The sequence below is a fragment of the Dictyobacter halimunensis genome (genome assembly GCF_036245075.1).
Map to the genome: position 1 here is coordinate 1,391,470 of NZ_BSRI01000002.1, position 15,863 is coordinate 1,407,332.

The 15,863-nt window shown below is 54.2% G+C and carries 14 protein-coding genes; 11 read left to right on the top strand and 3 right to left on the bottom strand.

The window, feature by feature from the left end:
* Positions 1-22: 22 nt before the first annotated feature.
* Positions 23-1,339: an ABC transporter substrate-binding protein gene (locus tag AABA21_RS19805; protein WP_338253175.1), complete on the bottom strand. Its 1,317-nt coding sequence runs from the start codon at positions 1,337-1,339 to the stop codon at positions 23-25.
* 526 nt (positions 1,340-1,865) lie between these two features.
* On the opposite strand from AABA21_RS19805, the gene AABA21_RS19810 reads away from it, so the two are divergent.
* Together AABA21_RS19810 and AABA21_RS19815 are read left to right on the top strand one after the other, a co-directional pair.
* The gene (locus tag AABA21_RS19810) at positions 1,866-2,624 is read left to right on the top strand and encodes an HAD family hydrolase (RefSeq protein WP_338253176.1); all 759 of its coding nucleotides are present in this window, start codon (positions 1,866-1,868) and stop codon (positions 2,622-2,624) included.
* Complete coding sequence (locus tag AABA21_RS19815; RefSeq protein ID WP_338253177.1) at positions 2,605-3,297, top strand: hypothetical protein; 693 nt, start codon at positions 2,605-2,607, stop codon at positions 3,295-3,297. Before AABA21_RS19810 ends, AABA21_RS19815 begins: the two co-directional genes overlap by 20 nt.
* Here the strand turns inward: AABA21_RS19815 and AABA21_RS19820 are convergent, their stop codons facing one another.
* Both AABA21_RS19820 and AABA21_RS19825 read right to left on the bottom strand, forming a co-directional pair.
* Entirely contained in the window at positions 3,298-4,074 is a 777-nt protein-coding gene (locus AABA21_RS19820) for a cysteine hydrolase family protein (RefSeq protein WP_338253178.1), read from the bottom strand. It abuts the gene before it with no gap.
* A gap of 22 nt (positions 4,075-4,096) precedes the next feature.
* Complete coding sequence (locus tag AABA21_RS19825; protein ID WP_338253179.1) at positions 4,097-4,882, bottom strand: NUDIX hydrolase; 786 nt, start codon at positions 4,880-4,882, stop codon at positions 4,097-4,099.
* Positions 4,883-5,322: 440 nt separating this feature from the next.
* Here AABA21_RS19825 and AABA21_RS19830 point away from each other — a divergent pair, with 440 nt between their 5' ends.
* From AABA21_RS19830 to AABA21_RS19870, 9 genes are all read left to right on the top strand, one after another.
* Positions 5,323-8,544 carry a helicase C-terminal domain-containing protein gene (locus AABA21_RS19830; protein ID WP_338253180.1) on the top strand — a complete coding sequence of 1,074 codons (3,222 nt, stop codon included), beginning with the start codon at positions 5,323-5,325 and terminating at the stop codon, positions 8,542-8,544.
* A 110-nt stretch (positions 8,545-8,654) separates the two neighbouring features.
* Positions 8,655-8,861, top strand: coding sequence for a type II toxin-antitoxin system HicB family antitoxin (locus tag AABA21_RS19835; RefSeq protein WP_338253181.1), 207 nt, complete (start codon positions 8,655-8,657; stop codon positions 8,859-8,861).
* 411 nt (positions 8,862-9,272) lie between these two features.
* The gene (locus AABA21_RS19840; protein ID WP_338253182.1) at positions 9,273-9,809 is read left to right on the top strand and encodes a hypothetical protein; all 537 of its coding nucleotides are present in this window, start codon (positions 9,273-9,275) and stop codon (positions 9,807-9,809) included.
* 131 nt (positions 9,810-9,940) lie between these two features.
* Positions 9,941-10,348, top strand: a complete 408-nt coding sequence (locus AABA21_RS19845) for an NUDIX hydrolase (RefSeq protein ID WP_338253183.1) — start codon at positions 9,941-9,943, stop codon at positions 10,346-10,348.
* 297 nt (positions 10,349-10,645) lie between these two features.
* Positions 10,646-11,941, top strand: coding sequence for an RNA-guided endonuclease InsQ/TnpB family protein (locus AABA21_RS19850; protein WP_338253184.1), 1,296 nt, complete (start codon positions 10,646-10,648; stop codon positions 11,939-11,941).
* Between the two features lie 201 nt (positions 11,942-12,142).
* On the top strand, positions 12,143-12,526 hold the full coding sequence (locus AABA21_RS19855) for a response regulator (protein WP_338253185.1): 384 nt from the start codon (positions 12,143-12,145) through the stop codon (positions 12,524-12,526).
* Positions 12,527-13,433: 907 nt separating this feature from the next.
* Entirely contained in the window at positions 13,434-14,225 is a 792-nt protein-coding gene (locus AABA21_RS19860; RefSeq protein ID WP_338253186.1) for a hypothetical protein, read from the top strand.
* A gap of 96 nt (positions 14,226-14,321) precedes the next feature.
* A complete protein-coding gene (locus AABA21_RS19865) occupies positions 14,322-14,663 on the top strand; it encodes a histidine triad nucleotide-binding protein (RefSeq protein WP_338253187.1) in 342 nt (113 codons plus the stop codon).
* Positions 14,664-14,697: 34 nt separating this feature from the next.
* Positions 14,698-15,858: a glycosyltransferase family 4 protein gene (locus tag AABA21_RS19870; RefSeq protein WP_338253188.1), complete on the top strand. Its 1,161-nt coding sequence runs from the start codon at positions 14,698-14,700 to the stop codon at positions 15,856-15,858.
* Positions 15,859-15,863 lie beyond the last annotated feature (5 nt).

Here is a 15,863-nt window from a genome sequence, read left to right on the forward strand (position 1 = left end):
CCTCCCTGTGAACTAGGTAGCCTTAAGCGGATTCAAAGCTAATGATACTCTGCGACTGTCTCTGCGCCTCAGACAGGGCAGACTCAGCCGAAACATCAGATTTTTGAATGGCCGGCGTAAGGCCATAGTTAACACACGCACTGGTCGTCTCGGGCCAGAACGGCGAGTTATACCATTTATTGATCTCCGGCGAAACCTCTTTGATGAGATCGCCGACCCGCTGATTATCAAAGAAGGCCAGTGGCTCATTGAGGGCAGAATTGTTCAACGCGGGCTTGTAGGTCGGCCAGACCTGGCGGATACTAAAATCGTTGAGCAGGGCCTCAACGTTGGTATGCTCAAAGAGCACAAAGTCCATGGCTTCCTCAACACTGCTCGACGTCTTCAAGACCGTCACGCCGGTTCCGCCCCAGGTAGCCGTGCGCGATCCACCAGCCTCCCAGGCTGGCACCGGCATGAGATGCCACTTCCCCTTGGTATCCGGCAGACTCTGTTGTGTAAAACCGCTAAAGTTCCAGGAGGGTCCCAGCACTGTGGAGATACTGCCCTGTTCCAGGGCGGTATTGTATGCCTGCCCGATGGGGCGTACGGTCCCCCAACCCTCCTTGATGGCATTCTTCTGGTACTGAAGCGCTTTGATATTCTCAGCGCTATTCAGCGAAGGCACCCCCTGCGCGTTGAAGAAGCCGCCTTTGTTCTGCAGGGCCATGATCCACCAGTAGCCCCAGTCATTAAATGGGAAATCGAGCAGATAATTCTTGGTATCGGTATGGTATTTGCGCGCCGCCTCCGCGAACGCGTCCCAGGTGGGGATGGTGGTCGTGACACCGGCCTTTTTCCAGATATCCCAGCGATAACAGAGCAGGCAGGTGTTTAATTCATTACCGATGCCGTAGATCTTGCCCTTCCAGCTCCAGGGATTAGTGGCGGAGGGCTGATAGAACTGGTCCAGGACCCCCATCTGCTGCAGCTTGGGCGTCATCTCGGCAAAAATAATATCTCCTTTGATGTAGCGAGAAAACTGGCTGATCTCGATATCGGCGATATCAGGACCACCCGATCCAGCCTGCGAGGTCACCAGCACCTGGTCGTGCATCTGTGTGTAGGGGAAAACCAGCCAGTTGATCTCAAAATCGGGCTTTTTCTGCTGCTTGTACATTTCCCAGGCTTTCTTCTGCCACGCGATACGTGTATCCGAAAAGGCCCAGAAATTGAGGGTTTTCTTGGCGCCAGTGTTAAACGCGGGCGCGCAACCGCCGAGAAATAAGGAACTGCCAACAGCCAGTCCAGCGGCGGTTTTGAGGAAGGAACGTCGACTTGGTGACGTGATGGTAGGCATCTCTCCTCCTTAAGAGTATCATGATGAGTGCGGGTCCGCTAAAGAATTCGACATCGAACCAGACAGACCAATACGTGGACTCCTCGTGTACATCTTGCCTATGAAGAAAAGATAACTGCAATATATATGAATTGTCAAGGTTATACACGTACAATTTATTAAAATTTATTTGTATATGCCGCGCATAGCCTGTCAATTTAAAAACTAGCTATAATTAGATATATCTTGATATATTTTTACATATAATTTATGGAATTGCCTGAGGGGTCAGGCGCCCCCCTTTATCAGGGGGCATGATAGCCCCCACACGGGCGAACATAAGGGGTGCAGGGTCCTCCCCGCACCCCGGCAGGAGGGCTCGCCGCCCTCCTGCACCCCCCGCGTGTGCAGGGGCATGCATGCACGCTGGTTTGACATTCAACCAGCGTGCATGCTAGACTTTCTTATACTACCAATACATGCAGATACATATGATGCAAATAGTCATCTATGTATCTGGCTTGATCTTCAGATAAGGTAATGCGACATGAAGTTAGAACAGCCACAATCGATGCGTACCGTGTTTTTCGATGCCGGCTTTACCTTACTCGAGCCTCATCCTTCGGTGGCGGAAATCTGTCACCAGGTCTGTCAACAACTTTCCCTGCATATTCATCTGGAGCAGCTTCAAGGTCAAATTGAGGTTGCCGAGGATTTTTATTTTCGGCACGTTCGTTCACATCCCCATATATGGGCGGATAACCAGGATATCGATGATTTCTGGATTGAATACTATGCCCATCTTCTGCGGCCATTTATAGAGGAGCACGATGAGCAGCGTCTCTATCAACTGGCGAGGACCATTAATACCGAGTTTGAAAAGCATACCAGCTGGCAGCTTTATCCCGATGTTCATGAGACGCTGGGGACGCTGCATGAGCGCGGCTATAGCCTGGGTGTAATTTCAGATTGGGGTATTTCACTGGGACCTATTTTACGCCAGCTAGAGTTGACCCGCTATTTTGATTGCGTCTTGATTTCAGCAGCCACGCGACATGCCAAGCCGTCCCCTACTCTGTACGATCTGGCTTTGCAGCGGGCCAACGCGATCCCTGATTATACAATCCATATCGGCGATTCCTACATAAATGATGTGCTAGGAGCACGCACGGTCGGTATTACACCAGTCTTGCTGGACCGCGCACATCGCGTTACCGAACAAACACTCGATTGTTTATTAGTTCATTCACTCACAGAGTTACTTGATATCTTGGAGGTTGAACGACTTGAAGGCGAGTACAAATAAACAGCAATTATTGATGATAGCTGGCGCATTTATCGGTACAGTGGTTGGCGCGACGTCGCTGCTCGTTCATTACGTACGGCAGGAGATTGAGAGACGTGGCTATCCGAGCTGGCGCGAGTGTCGCTGCGAATTTAAGACGCAGGAGACGATCTTTCAGGTCTGGCATAGCCATCATGAGCAGCGGGGTGAGACGATCATCGCGCAGGAATGGGGCACCTACCTGGTAAAACCGCCGCTCTGGCTGCGCTCTTTTCTCCACCATGCCACACAGACACTGGCGGTGCTCAATCCCTTTGGACGCTACATCGAGCGGGTTACGTTGAGCCCACAGCAGTCCTATCAGTTCGCGGCCATCCTGCATGCCAGCACAACCAACGAGGATCTCCCCGAGCCCACCTACCAGGATGATCTGTATGTGATCTGGCGGCGCGAGGTGCTGCACTTCCCACGCTACCTCTTTGATGCGTACCTGCGCCGTCTCTATCCGGTCAATGTGCCGGCGGACCGCCTGACGCAAGAGGAAGGCCTGCCCGCATTGTGGGACCATGGCAGCAATCTGCCCCTCCCCAATGAGGGTTCCCTACTGGAAACCCCCGTTGGGACGCGCATCGACTGCATCGGCTGGGCGCCGGCTCAGATCTCTTATTGCACCGCTCGTTCGCTGCACAACTAGTTAGCGCTGAATATTTCTTACGACCTCGATGCCGTTTAGAGCCATATGGTACAAGAAGATGAGGTTGAGTACATCCCCGTCGTGGGGCAAGATGCCCAGCTGTTGGGCTGCGGCGACGGGCGTATCATACGTCTGGACGGCATTGGCGGGTACGATGACGCGCAGCGGCAGGTTGTGGGCGTTGGCGTACAACTTCAGGTGCATAGCCATCTGGTAGATACAGAGATCGGTACAATCACCCACGATAATGGCAGCTTGCAGGTCGCGCTGCTCCTCCAACCAACCAGCAAGCCCGGTACCATGGAAACCACTGAGGGAGTTCTTCTGGACGGTGGTATAGAGATCGGCGAACGGCAGCCGCGCCAGTTCGGGAATGTTGTCGGCCTCAGACGTTCCACGCACGCAGTGGGGTGGGAACTGCGCGAATTCGGTGGCGTCGGGAGTATGGGCATCCTGGGCCAGGATAAACTGGCGCACACCCGCCTCGTAGGCTCCCTCAAACACATCGACGACCGCCGGGATAATACCCTCGACGCGTGGACTCGACAGAGCCCCCTCGTGGCAAAAGCCGTTGATCATATCGACGCTCAACACCACCACCTGCCCATCCCGTGCTGGCCCCGCCAGGTCCTGCCAGCTTAAATTTGCTAACTGCTGCTCCCAATCATGCAAAGCGCGCAAAAAGAGATCGGCCTGCGCCTGAAATTGCGCGGACAAAGGTGAAGTTGTCATACGATCCATGCTCCCATCTGCCAGTCTGACTGGTCCATCTGTCATCCGTTATCCATTGATTAAACAGCTATAACTTGTGTTCCGCCGCCGGATTGAAGCGGTACAGGCGCGCCGGTCGGTGCGTCCCTTCCATCTTTTTGGCACCCGTATCCTCCAGAATGTTAGTTGAGAGGATCTTTTTGCGGAAGTTGCGCTTGTCCAGGCGTTTATGCAGAATAATCTCGTAGACACGCTGCAGCTCGCGCAGCGTGAATTGTTCCGGCAATAGGTTGAAGGCAATGGTGGTGTACTCAAGCTTATTGCGCAAGCGATTGAGGGCGTAGTCTACGATCTCCTGGTGATCGAACGCCAGCTGCGGCAGTTCATAGACAGAGAACCAGCCCACGTCGGCCGCGTCGCTGGCCGCGCGCACCTGCAAGCGCTCCGAATCGAGCAGGGCAAAATAGACCACGGTAATCACACGCGTGCGCGGATCGCGTCCGGGATCGCCAAAGGTATAGAGCTGCTCCAGATAGACATCCTGTACACCGGTCTCCTCCTGCAGCTCACGCTTGGCGGCCGACTCCAGCGACTCATTCATGTTAATGAAGCCCCCGGGAATGGCCCACATACCCTCATATGGCCAGGCGCGCCGCTTGATCAGCAAGATTTGCAGATCCCGCTGCCGCAAGCTCATCATCAATACATCAACCGTCACCGATGGACGTTCATACTTATTCACATCATACTGATGTGCCTCACCGTTGTCCGTTTGTTCGGAGACCTGAACCTGGGCATGCTGCTCGTGCTTCTCCTCACGCCAGTCCTCACGGCCACTGATACCGCTACCCATCGCTTCGCTTTGCTCTTCCATACTTGTTGCCTTCTTTATCTCGCCATACAACTACTGAAGTATTTCTTGTCCACTACATTTTACCTATTCCGCTACTCGACAACTATAGGTGTGAGAGGGTATCATATTCTTAACAACGGCACCCGTACCCGTCCTCCTCTACTTAGTGTACACGATACACTATTTATACTCTATATCCCTCCTCATGTCAAGTGATCTCCCCTCTACATAATCCTTCCCCGCACCCGCACAGGCGGACGCCTGTGCGACCACACTTGTTTTGAGTTGGTGCATGGGGTGCGCGAATGCGCACCCCATGCACCAACTCAAAAGATAATGGGGACGCCTGCGTTCCCCACGCCGGGAGGCGCAAAATACCAATTGGCTTTAACGGCCTGACTATGCTATACTGCAGACTATAAACAAAACAGGCGTTCGAATATTTGGGAGAGGCAGAAAAAATGGCAGAGGTAGAGCTTCAGCAGATTGGCGCGTACCCCGTTACCGGTCTACTGCACGAGAGTTCTACGAGCACTTTTTATCTTGGTAAACAGCGCAAGAAAAATGTAATTATTCAAAGGCTCAACATCCCTTTCTCCGATGCGGAGGATAAAAAAGCCTTTCTAGCTCGCACGAAACAACTAAAGAAACTAAAGAATCGCGCTATTGTGGCGGTCATCGAGGCGAATTTTGATGGTGATAGCGCCTACCTGGTATTGGAGCAGCCGGCGGGGAAACCGTTGAGCCAGTTGATTGAGCCCGGAAGCTGTCTGAAGCCCGACGTGGTGCGGCAGTACGTGTCGCCGCTCGCCAGCGCCCTGCACTATGCCCATGTCAGCCACGTGGTCCACGGCAATCTCCATCCCGGCGCGATATTTATGAGCGATCGTCACGAGATGCTCCTGACCAGCTTTGCCCTGACCCCTCCTGGCTTTACACCTTCTCTGGACAACGAGGATGCGGCCCTGCCCTATATGGCCCCTGAGCAGCTACAGGGCCAGACCAGCGCGTCCAGCGATCAGTACGCGCTGGCGGTAATGACCTACACCTGGCTCTGTGGACGCCGCCCCTACCAGGCCAGCGAGCGCACTCAACTGCTCGCACAGCAACTGCACGAGCCATTCCCCAAGCCCTCCAGCCTGAACAAGCATATCTCAGCCGCGCTTGAGCAGGTGTTGCTGCAGGCGCTCTCAATCGATCCTTCGCAGCGTTTTCCCCATATCCAGGATTTTGCCGATGCCTATCTGGGAGCGTTGATGGGAATGCCGGTCAAAACGTCGGTAATCCGACCAGCCCTGGCGCGCCCAACTATCCCAACGACACCGGTGCTACAGGACATAGAGGAAGACACGACACCGCGGGTGTCCGTTACACCGCCGCAGCCATCACGACCTCGCAAAATCGCCGAGGAGCCACTACCATTCCGAGCGCAGCAGAGCTCGGAGGCGCCCGCCGCGCCATCCGTCCCCGAGACACCCGACGACCTGTCAAGCCGCGTTGAGAGCATAAGCGATGAGCGGCAGCAGGAACTCGCTACATGGCTAGCCGAACGTAAACAACAAACGGGCTCAAATGCTGAGGCAAGCAATGGATCTCGGCCCGCCGCATTTTCTCCAGACGATCTAAAGGCATTGGATACTCTAGATGAAGAGGCCGAGGAGGAGAACGCGGCACCGCTGCACGATTCACGCCTGGTAATGAGGGTTTCAGAAGATCTGCGGCAGGGCGGCGTGCTCTCGCAGAGCCTGCCCGGCTACGAGGAGCGACCGGCCCAGATCGAGATGGCGACCATGGTTTCACGTGCCATCAACCAGAGGACACCCGCCATCATCGAGGCGGCGACCGGAACCGGTAAATCGCTGGCCTACCTGGTCCCGGTGGTACGCTCGGGACAGGTGGCCATCATCAGCACAGCCAATAAAGCCCTGCAGGAGCAGCTCTTCTACAAAGATATCCCGTTTGTGCAGCGGCATATCAAGCACTTTGAGGCCGCCCTGGTCAAAGGTGTCAACAACTACATCTGCCTGGATCGGGTGGAGAGCGAGCGCGTGGGCATGCAGTTCTTTACCAAGAACCGCGACTTCCAGCGCCTGTACGACATGATCAACGATCCCGAGACCGGCTATCGCATGACGGGCGATTTCGAGACGCTGGGCTTTCAGTTGCCCGGCGATATACGTTCCCGCGTCGCCACCGATAGCGATCAGTGCGCCTGGTCCAAATGCAGTTTCTTCGATGAATGCTACGTACGGCAGATGCGCGAACGCGCCGAGCGTGCCCAGGTCATCGTCGTCAACCACACCCTGCTGCTGCTGGACGCGGCCATCGGCGGCTTCCTGCTGCCCGAGCGCGACGTGATCATCCTGGACGAGGCCCACCACCTGGAAGAGGAGGCCACGCGCTCCTTTACCATCACCATCAATCCGGGCCAGATTCAGACGTTGCTGGCGCAGCGTATGCTCAAGGACCATAGCCAGCTCAGTCTACAGGATGATGCCATGCGCGCCGCCCAACTGATGTGGATGCGCCTGGAACAGGTCGCCAACCCCAGCTTCAAGGGGCGCGTCAACCTGGAATCACCCCTGGAAGAAGGATTGCGCCTGGCCACGACCATCTCCGACCTGACCGACTCGCTGCGCAAACAGCGTCCCAAAGAGCTCCCCGAAAAAGAGGGACAGCTCTACGATAAGCTGCTGAAGCGCACCCAGAACCTGGCCGAAAATATCCGCACCGTCTTCTCGGTGGCGGACCAGAGTAAGTTTGTCTATTATGTTGAGCGCATGGAAGGGTCGGCGTCACGCGGCTTCGTGCTGCAGGCGTCGGCGGCCCCGCTGGACGTAACGGCCTGGCTGCAAGAACGGCTCTTCGACAAGTGCAATGTCATCAGCACCTCGGCCACCCTGGCCACTATCGGACCCAACCCGGCTAAACCCGAGGAGAAGGGACCCAACTTTTCGTATTTCCGTCGCCGCGTCGGCCTCGATCCACTGGCGCGTCCCGATGTGGTGGAAAGCGTGCTGCCCCTGACCTTTGATTATGAGAACAACGCCCTGCTCTATCTGCCACGCCACCTGCCGCCGCCGACCTTTGGCGCCGGGGCTGATGACTATATGGTAGACGTCGCCCGCGAGATGTACCGGCTGGTCAAGGTCTCACGAGGACGAGCCTTCCTGCTCTTCTCCAGCCGACGCATGCTGGACCGCGCCTACGAGCTGATGGCCCCACACCTGCCCTATCCACTCCTGCGCCAGGGAGACATGACGCGGCTCGAACTGACCCGGCGCTTCCGCGAAGAGGAAGGCTCGGTCCTGTTTGGCCTCAAGAGCTTCTGGGAAGGGGTCGACATCGCCGGAGACGCCCTCTCGCTGGTCGTCATCGACAAGCTCCCCTTTGATCCGCCCGACGACCCGGTGCACGAGGCGCGCGTCGCCCAGATGAAGGCCGCCGGCGAAAACTGGTTCGGCACCTATGTGCTGCCCCAGGCCGTGCTGCGCCTCAAGCAGGGCATCGGTCGCCTGCTGCGCACACGCGAGGATCGCGGTGTCATGGCCATCCTCGACACCCGCCTGCACACCAAAGGCTACGGCAAACAGGTGCTCAACGCCCTGCCGCCGGCGCGGCGCACCTCCAGCATCCGCGACGTCGACCGCTTCTTCAACGAAACACCGCCGTCGTCATCGTAGATGCGCCCCTTGCGGGCGCTTCCTGCCTCGGCCCACGGGATCCCAATCATAAAATATGTTTTGCGCCAAAATAAAATGGTACATTGGTAAGAGAAAGGGAGGCAATGGATATGAACCCTGATCATTATTCAAAGCTCATCCAATGGGATCCACGTGATAATATCTATGTCGTTACCATTCCAGAGCTCGCAGGATGTCGCACCCATGGCGATACTTATGAGGAAGCTATAAAAAACGCCCTCGGAGTTATCGAATTATGGATTGAAGATGCCCAAAAAGCAGGAGAGCCTATTCCTCAGCCAACTTTTGCCGCTTAGCCTACCTGAGAACTTTTTTCCACAGAAATATATCAGCACCCCTCATTGAGATGAGTGGGTACTGATTATTTTGATGAAAAAAATGTGAACTATTACACATTTTCTTCAATGGAGGCGGATAGGGGAGATTTCTATCGATATAGCCGCATTATCTATAGTGAGAGGTGGAGAAAACGGTTCCACTTACATAAAATTGTAAATCCTCTGTTCATAGGTCTGGCGAAACAGCAAGAACCCTCGTAAGAAGAAAGCAGTAAAACTTCGTTTTCTTATGCCACTACACCTGTAAGGAAATCAAAATATTAAATGCGATTATATCTTAATACCGCAGCTTATATTGTGTAATGATAGCAAACGAGTAGGTCAACCTAACCAACTATTGACCTGATATTCTTGAAAAGAGGTATCACCATGTGGAACAACAAGGCAAAAACAGCACTCATCGCCATAGTCTGTTTCCTCGTCGTGGGAATAGCATACTTTGGAAGTGTCATCGGAAGCCAGGTTGCTAATGCGGCGCCAGCTTCCCCATCACAAGCGCACTCAGCATCTACAAGCAATAAAGTCACGACGAACGCTTCCATCAATGGGGTCACAACTCAGGCTTCCGCTTTCAGGGTAACAGGCATTGATATGTCTGTTACTCCAAGCACAACCTCCCTATGGAGGTGTGGCTCTTACATTCAAGTTGTTTACCATGCCACCTTTCATGTCAACTCCGGTCCAAATGGAGGAACGATTGTCTTCTCCTATACCATTAATAATGGGCGTTCTCAAACGATGGAAAAGTTAACTATTCTACCTGGTCAACATCTCTCAGACTTCACATTCACCTGGCAAGGAAGCCTTCCTGCCGACCATTTCTACCCGGAGCCGGGAGGCGTAATGGTTACCAGCCCAAACACCCTGGTGTCTAAGCTGGTCGCGCCAGCTGGACACTGCCGCTAATCACAGCAGGTTTCAAGCGTTTATGCCACAATGCGCAAGATGGGAGAGTCAGATACTCTCCCATCTTGCGCGCCCGCCAACTTTATTGAAACGCAAACGAGCAAACAACACAGACAAATAAAGGATAAAAAATGTCAATACCCAAACATATTATTTCTGCAGCCGCCATTGTTCTTAATGAGAATAACCAGATATTGCTAATCAAAGGACCTCGCAGAGGTTGGGAGATACCAGGTGGACAAGTTGAAGAGGGTGAATCAATCAAAGACGCTGTTGTGAGGGAAGTGAAAGAAGAAACGGGCATTGATGTTGAGGTGATCAATTTTTGTGGCATTTTCCAGAATGTTTCAAGCAGTATTTGCAATACACTCTGGTTAGCCACGCCTATTGGTGGACAATTTCAAACAAGCGAAGAGAGCCTGGAAGTCAGATATTACCCGATAGATGAGGCACTTAATATGGTAAGCTGGAAGAATTTCCGCGAGAGAATTCTTCATTGCCTTGATAAAAGTAAGCATCCCTTCTTCGTCGCCTTTTAACATCCGGCGCGGGAAGTCCCGTCTCCATTCATGGGACGGGATGAAAGCGCCGTTCCTTTTGGGCTGGTTGGGTGGGTGGAGCATCCAACCAGCCTCGCTTCTCTCCTTAAAGCACCACTGAAGAGGGATTGATGCCCTCCGCCAATGCATGTGTCGCCGACTCATTTCAACGTGCCTTTCACCAATGAGCAGATGCTTCCAAGCGGTGGGAAACCACACCACGTGCATGATGATTGAGGTGGAGATCCCCTCATTTCCCCCTTGGAAAGTTCGTTCGAGTATGCTACACTAGCAGACATGAACACCGTCAAGATCTATCAACTGAAGCACCTCTCTTCGGAGCACTATCAGCGATTACGGACGGCACAGCAAGAAGCGGCATTGATATGGAATGCGTGTGTGACATTACATCTGCAGGCGCGCATGCAGCATACCACGTGGCCCGGACGCGACGCGTTGCAGAAAGCCACCAAGGGGCGCTTTGCCCTTCATAGCCAGTCGGTTCAGATGGTCACGCATGCCTTTCTTGCCAACGTCGAGACCACTCGGCAATTGCGCCGGTCACATCCGCAGATGAAGATGCGTTATCCCTACAAACTGAAGCAGTTCTACCCTGTCTCCTGGCCTGCACAAGCGGTATCCAGAGAAGGAAAGCGCGTGGTGTTGCCGATGGGACGCGGGCGTGACTCGTTGGTGTTGCCCGTCGAACTGCCCGAACACAGTCGGTCGGTGACATTGGTGTGGAACAATGGCTACGAACTGCATGTGAGCGTCGAGGTTCCGCAAGCCGAAACCGCTCCAGGCAACGTCCACGCCACCGTTGATCTGGGAGAAATTCATCTTGCGGCCGTTACGACCAATACGAGTGAGGCCATCATCGTCACCGGGCGCGGTATTCGCTCGCTCAAACGGGGGCGTAGCAAAGCGTTGCGCACCATCAGCAAGAAGCAGTCCCGCTGTACCAAAGACTCCCGTCATTGGAAGAAATTGCAACGGGCCAAAAACAAGCAATCTCGACGAGCAGAGCGCCGCATTCGTGATCAACGGCATCAAGCCACCCGCAACGTGATCGACTTCTGCGTTGAGCACAAGGTCGGGACCCTCTTTATTGGCAACCCTCACGGGGTGCGCACGAAGAACCATGGACGTCACCACAATCAGCGTATGAGCTTGTGGGAATACGGAAAAGATATCGACTGTCTGACCCACAAAGCCAACCAGGCTCACATCGAGTGCTTCACTGGCTCCGAACGAGGAACAAGTAGCCAGTGTCCTGCATGTGGGCATAAACACAAGCCGAGAAACAGGCAATGGACGTGCAAAGCCTGCGGGTTCTCTGGGCACCGCGACCTGGTCGGTTCGATCAATATGCATACGCTCACCTTTGATGAGCAAGTGAACTTTCCTCGTTCGTTCACGTATCTTCGTCCTGCCATATGCAGGTCAAGAAGTAGTAGGGCAGACGCGCCCCTGGTCTCCCAAAAGGAGATCTGTTGTCTCAGTCAGTCCGGCTCTCAGCCACACGTTGCAGACGTGGTCTCTTCGGAGGCAGGTTACCGCCCGGACGATGCTAAGAAGCCTGTCTCCCTTTAGGGGACAGGAGCGTCACGGCTTTATTGTCAAAACAAACCCACACGCAGGCAAACGAAACGCACGAAAACAAATACCTCTCGTCAGTATGACCTTTAGCAACCAATGACTGCCTCTATACGTGCTTAGTAATGGATTTATGTCTATGGTGCTGAGCGACATACGGCAGTGATTGAGAGGCATGCGATGAGGAAAAGAATACTCGTGATTGAGGATTCCGACCCTATCCTCGATCTGTTCCGCCAGGTCCTGGCTGAAGACGACTATGAAGCGGTCCTGTCGCCCTATCCAATACAGACAGCGCAAGAAGTAGAGGATATTAAACCAGACCTCGTCATCCTTGATTTCATGTTTGGGAACAAAAATATAGGGTGGTCAATACTACAAATGCTCAAAATGCATCTCCCAACATCTCATATTCCTGTTCTCATTTGCACCTCTGGTTTAGAAATGGCACGAGTATACAGTGAGCCTTTAATTTCTCAAGGCGTTCCAATCGTATATAAACCTTTTGATGTAGATGAGCTACTCAGAATAATAAGACATATATTTGCATCAAGAGATGTAAAACCATGCAATACAGAATAATGATATCTTTATCCTCCATGTACTAAGAAATCACAAGATCAAGTTAACTACCCAAGCTAAAAAGCACCAGCTAATCAGCTATACATGCCTCTTCTACACCGGTGTAAGCACTCGTGAGCTAAACTCAATTTGACAGCAGTGAAGTAAATTATTGCACTTCTCTATAGATGCATTTAAATATTTCTAATATCTTACGAGCGTATAAACTCAGAAGGACAAAGGTAGACAGGGCTGGAAAAAGAGAATAGAATAGGAGGTGCATTCCGACTCATCATAAACAACAAAAATTTAAATTGGTACAGGGGAGTTCGCGCATGAGCAAAACGAAGATGCGTTGTATCAATTGTGGCAAGTGGTTTCAGTCGGCCAATGCTAGAGAAGTAACTTGCCCTGATTGCACGCAAAAAGCCAGAAAAGAAAAGCAGGCGGCCAAAAACGCGCCGCCCTCCCAGAATAAAGCTGCCGGCGCGGCCGCAGCACCCCGGACGGTGGCGCCCCCACCGAAGCCGAAGCCAGCGCAAAGTGGAACCAATCAATGGCTCGATAGCCTGTCCGATGTGAAGGTAGCTCAACCGGAGCCACCCCCACAGCGTCCGAAGATACCATCCCCTCCTGTACAACGCGACCGCGGCAACGGTCCGGGAGGAAATCGCCCGGCTGCTGGACCACCAAACCAGGGGCTGCGCGATGGCAATGCGCCACGCAGCAATGGTCCAGGGCGCGGTCCCGCTGCGTATCATGTGAGCAATGGCAATACGCTCACAGTTTCACCGGGGCAGCGCCCCCCCAGCCATACCGGCCTTCCGAGGGTGGCCCGAATCGCGGCGGTGTTGGACGCGGCAAGCCCTGGACCAAAGGTGCCGGTCCTGGCGGCCCTGGCGGTCCTCGCGGTGGCAAGAAGCCAAGGGTGCCAAAGCCAGCAGCCGCGCCAAAACCAAAACGCGAGAAGACGCCGCCACCAGAGCCGTTTAAACCGACATTGGAGCAGATTACCCAGGTCGAGGAACGCTATATCGCCCTGGCCCAACCGTCCGAGTTCGATGGCATCCGCACCCAGATCGCGAAAGAATTTAGCATTCCAAAGAAGGCGGTCAAGAAGATCATTAAAGATCTGCGCGATCGGCAGAATATCCCCAGCTGGTGGGAGATTCAGACCTATAAGGGTTCTCAGGAGGAGTTAGATCGCATCAAGGCGATCTATGAACCCTACCTGCCAGTACCACCTGTCGGGGTGCATAAGAAGATCTCTGACGAGCTGGAGCTGAAGCCGGGAACGGTCTACCAGGCCATTAAGGCGATTCGTACTGAGATGAATCTCCCTCAATATAATGATCCCAAGTTCCATGAGGAAGAGCTGGCCGAGCATATCAAGCGTGCCCAGGCTAAAAAGGCCGCGGCCGAAGCGGCTAAAGCCGCCGCTGCTGCTGAGAGCCAGGAGAAGGAGACAAAGAAGGATAGCGCCGAAAACGAAACGGGCAAAGAGACAGCGGTGGCGGTGGCAGGTCCCACCACAGCCGAAGCCGCTCAACCTGCAGCTTCCGAAGCAGAAGCTTCTAAACCCGAGTCGTCAACGGCGGCTTCCGAGGCACAGACTCCTAAACCTGAAGCCACGGCCACGACTTCCGAGCCCAAAGCTCCCGAGCACGAGACCTCCGCGGTGGCATCTGAATCTGATAGCAATTCAGGCGCCCACGAATAAACTGCACGTCAATGGGACTAAAGTCATCCCATGGCGATGCAACCTAGTCAAACCAGATGAATTAGGCGATAATTCATCTGGTTATTGAGGTTTTCTATGGAAGATTGTATTTTCTGTAAAATCGCAGCGGGCCAGATCCCAAGCACGGTTGTCTACCAGGATGACGATGTGTTTGCGTTCCGGGATCTCAACCCTCAGGCCCCTGAACATATTTTGTTCATTCCAAAGCGCCATCTCGCCTCAATGGCCGAGCTGACCGCCGAGGATGGCCCTCTTCTGACCAGCATATTCACGGCTGCTAAAGACGTGGCCCATCAGCTGGGTCTGGAGCAGGGCTATCGCTTTTTGACCAATGTCGGCCCTCACGCAGGTCAAAGCGTCTTCCATCTGCACTTTCACCTTCTGGGCGGCCGCGACATGGGCTGGCCTCCAGGATAAGCAGAGGTGCGCCTACCAGGATAAAGGATTTGTGATGCGTATTGCGATTGACTATACCGCGGCTATTCGCCAGGGCGCGGGCATCGGGGTGTATGTGCGCAACCTGGTGGCCGCCATGCTGGCACAGGATGAGGATAATTTCTATACATTGCTTACCAGTGGACGCGCCAGTGCGGAGCGTCCATTTCCTATGGCGGACAATGTCCGTGGACGCAATATAGGCATCCCCGATCGTTACCTGAATATCCTCTGGTATCGCCTGCGGGCGCCCCTGCCGGCCACCCTCTTTTCTGGTCCGGCCGATATCTATCATGGACCCGATTTTGTGCTGCCTCCCCTGGGGAGGCGAGTGCGCAAGGTGGTGACGATCCACGACCTGGCCTTTCTGGAGCATCCCGAATACGCGGTGCCCTCGCTGGCCGAGTATCTGCGCAGGGTGGTGCCACAGGCGGTGGAGAGCGCCGACGTGGTGGCGGCGGTCTCGCAGGAGGTCAGGCGCACGCTGGTCGAGCATTTCCAGACGCCGCGTGAGAAGCTGGTGGTGATCCCCAATGGGGTTCAATCCTATTTCCGCCGCATCACGGACCCCGTGATCCTGGGCGCCACGCGCCATAAGTTTCAGCTTGAGCAGCCCTTTGTGCTGGCCGTGGGGACGCAGGAGCCACGCAAGAATCACCAGGGCATCATCAAGGCGTTCTACCAGGCACAACAGGAGAAAGATGGTCCTTCTCTCTTAGTGATCGCCGGAGGACAGGGCTGGCTGTATGAGGAGACGCTACAGCTGGTGCGCGATCTTAAGCTTGAGAACAAGGTACGCTTCCTGGGTCGTGTCACCGAGCACGAGTTGATTACGCTGTATAGCATGGCCGAGCTCTTCGTTTTCCCTTCCTTCTTTGAAGGCTTTGGCATCCCGCCGCTGGAGGCCATGGCCTGCGGAGCACCGGTTATCACATCGAATACATCGTCTCTACCAGAGGTAGTAGGCGATGCCGCGTTACAGGTTGATCCGCACAATATCGATGAACTGTCGCATGCCATGCTGCGCCTGCTACAAGATGAACAGCTCCGCACAGATCTGCGCCAGAAAGGCTATCAACGTGTACAGCTCTACAGCTGGCAAGCATCCGCCCGCAAGATGCTCCGCATCTATGAGCAGTTGTATGCGGGCCAGAGTAATTTCGCAAGCGAGGCATAACTATC